Source organism: Lysinibacillus sp., from assembly GCF_032093475.1.
Lineage (GTDB): Bacteria > Bacillota > Bacilli > Bacillales_A > Planococcaceae > Lysinibacillus > Lysinibacillus irui.
The window spans coordinates 1-5,380 of the sequence record NZ_DAMDAY010000189.1 but is presented as its reverse complement, the minus strand read 5'-3'; the positions used below and the strand labels follow the sequence as shown (position 1 = coordinate 5,380).

Annotated in this window: 5 protein-coding genes; all 5 read right to left on the bottom strand. The window is 36.2% G+C overall.

The features are described from left to right. Positions 1–184: 184 nt before the first annotated feature. Positions 185–508 carry a hypothetical protein gene (locus tag RT445_RS22940; RefSeq protein WP_312507449.1) on the bottom strand — a complete coding sequence of 108 codons (324 nt, stop codon included), beginning with the start codon at positions 506–508 and terminating at the stop codon, positions 185–187. Between the two features lie 292 nt (positions 509–800). Next, positions 801–1,592, bottom strand: a complete 792-nt coding sequence (gene spo0A / locus RT445_RS22935; protein WP_274793617.1) for a sporulation transcription factor Spo0A — start codon at positions 1,590–1,592, stop codon at positions 801–803. Positions 1,593–1,967: 375 nt separating this feature from the next. Continuing rightward, entirely contained in the window at positions 1,968–2,915 is a 948-nt protein-coding gene (locus RT445_RS22930) for a SpoIVB peptidase S55 domain-containing protein (protein ID WP_274793618.1), read from the bottom strand. 121 nt (positions 2,916–3,036) lie between these two features. Further along, complete coding sequence (gene recN / locus RT445_RS22925) at positions 3,037–4,728, bottom strand: DNA repair protein RecN (RefSeq protein ID WP_274793619.1); 1,692 nt, start codon at positions 4,726–4,728, stop codon at positions 3,037–3,039. A gap of 33 nt (positions 4,729–4,761) precedes the next feature. After that, on the bottom strand, positions 4,762–5,211 hold the full coding sequence (ahrC, locus tag RT445_RS22920) for a transcriptional regulator AhrC/ArgR (RefSeq protein WP_004231170.1): 450 nt from the start codon (positions 5,209–5,211) through the stop codon (positions 4,762–4,764). Positions 5,212–5,380: the final 169 nt, after the last annotated feature.

Here is a 5,380-nt window from a genome sequence, read left to right as displayed (position 1 = left end):
TATGCCGACTTTTCTTTGATTGTTCCAGTTCTCGTTATTCAGTTAAGATATTTCTACAGCATTTTCTGTAAAACTATCGATTAAATTCCCTAATCAATGCTACCGAGTTTTGTAATGATGAATTGAACACCAGCGTATAAGTTTAGCTTATAAAAAATGGATAAGGGCTTACAGTCTCACACCATTATTTACCCCATGGCTGTTCACCATATCTTTTTAGCATCACGACTTCACCATCATTATTTAACCGATTGTAAACATATTTAACTTTGTATTCGTTGTATTTTTCTAATTCGATTTTATCGTAATACTTTTTCGGTAATATTAACTCACGCTCATCAATTAACAGGTAGTATTCTCCGTTCTTTTCAACAATATTTTGTTCATCAATTTTCACTGTTTTTTCAACTAGTGCATCATTAAATGTATAAAAACCTGCTGCAAATACTCCAACTAAAATAAATACTAAAAAAATAACGAATAACTTACTCCTACTCAAGTATCTCATCCCCTTAATTTTGATATTTAATACTACTATTAATCAATTTATGTCATATTATCAAAATTAACCATATTAATCCTCTAAAAAGAGGTTTTTGCGAAAGAATGCTTTTTTGATTCACAACTTCATTGCATGAACCTTTCTAAAAAGGACAAATTCGTTAATAATGGACATAAAAAATACGCCCCTCAAACAGTCGACGTAAACTGTCTAAAAAGGCGTTATCATTTTCGTAATAAATTAGGTTTACCGGACATTCTCCGCTAAGCTACACGCTAAAAACACCAATATAGCACGCTTAGCTAGCCATCATATCAATACGGATTTTGTCTGCGATCATGGCAATGAACTCGCTATTGGTTGGCTTGGATTTTAGGTGGTGCACTGTATAGCCAAACATCGACGAAATCGATTCATAATTGCCACGATTCCATGCGACCTCGATGGCATGACGAATTGCACGTTCCACACGGGATGGCGTTGTATTGAATTTTTTCGCGATTTCTGGGTATAAAATTTTCGTGACAGATCCTAATAATTCTATATCTTCAAATACCATTTGAATGGCTTCACGTAAATAAGAATAACCTTTAATATGTGCAGGTACACCGATTTCTTTTATGATTGCAGTAATCGTACTGTCTAATTGATGCTGATTTAATTTTTGAGGTACTGTCGGTTGTAACACGCTTGTCTTTTTTGGTAGTGTCGCCTTTTGTCCAGCACAATGTAGAATCTTTTGTACCAATTGATCGAATTCAAATGGCTTCAGCATGAAATAGGAAGCCCCTAAATCTACCGCCTGTTTCATGACATCTTCCTGACCAAAAGCTGTTAGCATAATAACTTGGATAGATGACATTTTTTCGTTTTGATACATGGCTTCTAATACAGCTAAACCGTCAAGATGAGGCATTATTATATCTAGAAGTAAAATATCTGGTGTAAATTCCTCAAGCATTTGTAGACAAACTTTTCCATTTGAAGCTGTTGCAATAATTTCTATTTCGGCATGTCCTTGAAAATACTGCTCCATTGTTTTTAATAACTCACGATTATCATCAGCAATCGCTACTTTTACTTTTGTCATTTCAATTCCTCCTTCTGGACTTGCTTTGAACACCTCAAAGCGTTAACCTAACCCCTAAATGCCGTTTTTGGCACACTGTGGAATTTTCGACATTTTTGTTTTAAAAACCTTTTTCATTTTCAAAAATGAGTATGTAGTCCGATACTTTCTTTTTTTATCGACAAGTTACGATAAATAATTGCAACTAGTCGAATGCTCTTATTACTTATTTTAGATAAAATTAGTTGATAAAACTACAGTTTTTTTAAATATCATGACTCCTTCAGGGAATTATTAGAAATACATGTTGAATTCCTAGAAAAAAGGGTAAAATTCGCTTCTTTCCCTGGGCTTTTGTTGCCCCTGAAAATGAAGCGAATTCTTACCAGACATAATTCATGAAGATCTTCTTAACATTTCTGCTACAGTTAGTGCCGCCCCTTTTTTCGGCTCTTCAACAAACATATGCGTCACAGCACCGACAAAACGACCGTCTTGAATGATAGGACTGCCACTCATTCCCTGCAAAATACCACCTGTTTTTTCAATGAGCTTTTCGTCAGATACTATAAATTCAAGGCGTTCATTTTCAACCTTTGTAATTTCAATCGAAAAAGATTCCACCTTACTGCCTTCAATAGCCGTATAAATTTCGGCTTTCCCAGTTTTTATATCTTTTTCATGCATAATTTCAATGGCTTTGGGTAATCTTTGTTGATAACCGTCTTCCCAACGGCCAAAAATACCATAAATAGTATTTTTATCTATACTGCCGAGTCGTTCTTGATGCTTCTCAATGGAGGATATTTTATAGCCTGGTTGGCCCGGTGTACTTTTACGAATTTGTTGAATGGAAGCTAAAAAAATGGAGCCAGCTTTAAAAACAGGGGCTTCTTGTAGGGTTGAATCGACAATTTGATGACCTAGTGCTCCGTAATTTTTTGTCTCTGGATCAATATAAGTCAGTGTTCCTACTCCATCTGTTTCATCTTTTAAAAAGGAAATGACATGCTCTGCTTCTTGATTTTGTAATTCCAATGTAACTTGTTGGCCTTCACTATTGATCGTCCATTTTTGTTGGCCTTTTTTTGCCACAGCTTGTTTGGCATCAGCAAGAGATTTAACAGGGATATCATTTATTTTTTCAATGACTGCTCCTCCCTTCATCCACTGATTCGAAGCTAATAATACATCATGTGCGACAAATACATGTGATAATTGGAGCTGGATCCCAATTGCTTCACCCATTGGTATAAGCTTTTTGGCGGCTAAAGCTTGTACAGGCATCACTAACAAAAAGATGAGCATAGGCAAAATGACTAATTGACGCCAATGACGATTCATACGACACCTCCTTTTCATTTTTGTCTTTTTACTATGTGTTGTTGTGCCATTCTTATAAGCGGTAAATATTTGTGCAAAAAGAAAAAACCCAGAAACAGCGTGACTGTTTCTGGAATAAAGATTAACGCATTTGTTTTTTTCGTTCATCTGCCATTTTTAAAAGCTCTGTTGCATGCTGTAATGTTAAAGCTGTAATTTCTGTACCAGACATCATACGGCTAACTTCCTCAATTCGAGCATCTTGATCAATTTCCGATAACGAAGTGAACGTTCGATCATGCTCCACCTCTTTTTTGATAAAGTAATGATGATCAGCCATAGCCGCAACCTGTGGTAAATGAGAAATACATAATACTTGAGAATTAACGGAAATCGCTGCGATTTTTTCTGCAATGGCTTGCGCTACACGACCACTTACACCTGTATCGACCTCATCAAAAATAATGGAGGTGATACCATTTGAGGAAGAGAAAATCGTTTTCAATGCAAGCATCATTCGCGATAATTCACCGCCAGATGCAATTTTGGGTAACGATTTTGGTGGTTCTCCAACGTTTGTGGAGATGTAGAAAATGATTTGATCTTTTCCATTGGCATCGAAATATGGTAATTCATCGAAATTAACAATAAATTTTGCTTTTTCCATATGTAGTTCACGTAATTCTGCCATTATGGCTTCACTCAATTGATGGGCAGCAGTTTTACGTACCGCCGAAAGTTTTTCAGCAAGTTCATTAAGTACCGATTCCATCTCTAGCACTCGGCGTTCTTTGACCTGCAAAATTTCATCTCGATTCAACAATTCATTTAATTCTGTTTTAATTTTCTCATAATACGCTAAGATTTCTTCCAGTGTCGAACCATATTTGCGTTTTAAATTTTGGAATAGTGCTAAACGCTGCTCAACCTCGTTTAAACGTGCTGGATCGAACTCTAAGTCATCTAACACATTTTTGACCTGATAGGCTGCATCTTGTAAGGCATAAAATGCAGATGTCACAGCTTCAGATGCTTCTTTGAATTGATCGTCAACCGTCGCGGCGTCTTCTAAAGCACCCATAGCATTACCAATCCAATCAAGTCCCTTCGAATCGCCTTGAATGGCATCATAGGCTGCACTAGAACGTTCAAAAATTTTATTAAAATTCATCAAACGACGGCGTTCATCTAAAAGGTCGTCTTCCTCACCCAACTTTAGATTGGCTTCCTCTAGCTCTTTTATTTGAAATTGGTACAAATCAATACGTTGTGCCATCAATTGTTCATCAATCGATATGGAAGCTAAATCTTTTTTTAGTAAACGATATTCTTCATATTGTTCACTATATGTTTTTTGTATAGGGGACAGTTCTTCCTCCGCAAACTGGTCGAGTAAATTAATATGCTGCTTTTCATCCATCAGCTCTTGATTTTCATGTTGACCATGAATATCAATAAGGCTAGCGCCAATGTCTCTAAGTACCGATAATGGCACAAGCTTTCCATTTACTCGGCAAATGCTTTTACCAGAATCATTTAAATCCCGTCGTAAAATAATGCTATCTTCTTCAATTTCTATGCCTGCTTCTTCTAATTTTTTCAGAACAGGATGAGCTAAACTTGAAATTTGAAATAAGCCACCTAATTCTGCTTTTCTTGCACCGTGGCGAATAAATTCAGTATTGCCTCGTCCACCCGCAAGTAAATGCACAGCATCAATGATGATGGATTTCCCAGCACCTGTTTCCCCTGTAAGTACTGTTAAACCTTCTGAAAAGCTTACTGTCAGATCCTCAATGATGGCAAAGTTTCGAATACTAAGCTCTCTTAACACAAATTGTCACCTCTGAATCAAATTCCCCATTTTTTAAAGCATGTCTAATAAGCGATTTTTTGTATTTTCACGCTCATTTTCATTACGACAAATAATTAAAATGGTATCATCCCCAGAAATTGTACCTAAAATTTCTGGCCAATCTAAATGGTCAAGTAAAGATGCAATCGCGTTTGCATTACCTGGAAGAGCTTTCATCACTAGAAAGTGAGATGCTCCATCAATGCTGACAAATGCATCTGCTAATGCACGATGTAATTTTTGGACTGGGTTGAAACGTTGATCTGCGGGTAAGCTATATTTATAGCGACCATCCTGTAACGGTACTTTCACTAAATGTAGCTCTTTAATATCTCGTGACACCGTTGCTTGGGTCACATTATAGCCTGCTTCTTTTAAAAAATCGACTAAATCATCTTGTGTTTCGATTTCATGATTGGCGATAATATCTCGAATTCGTATATGTCGTTGTCCTTTATTCAACGAGATCACCTCTTATAAATAATTGTATATGTGTATAATCACACTACCATTTTCAACAAAAAAGCACAAGAAAAAACACGGCTCTATAAGCGAGCACGTGTTATTTTAAAGAATTATGCGCTTCTTCAACGAGTGCATTAAAAGCTGTATATGAAGGAATTATTTCATC

What these genes read in the sequence shown, in the direction of transcription:
- RT445_RS22940 (WP_312507449.1), bottom strand. Translation starts at nt 508, where the DNA reads ATGAGATACTTGAGTAGGAGTAAGTTATTCGTTATTTTTTTAGTATTT.
- spo0A (WP_274793617.1), bottom strand. Translation starts at nt 1,592, where the DNA reads ATGACAAAAGTAAAAGTAGCGATTGCTGATGATAATCGTGAGTTATTA.
- RT445_RS22930 (WP_274793618.1), bottom strand. Translation starts at nt 2,915, where the DNA reads ATGAATCGTCATTGGCGTCAATTAGTCATTTTGCCTATGCTCATCTTT.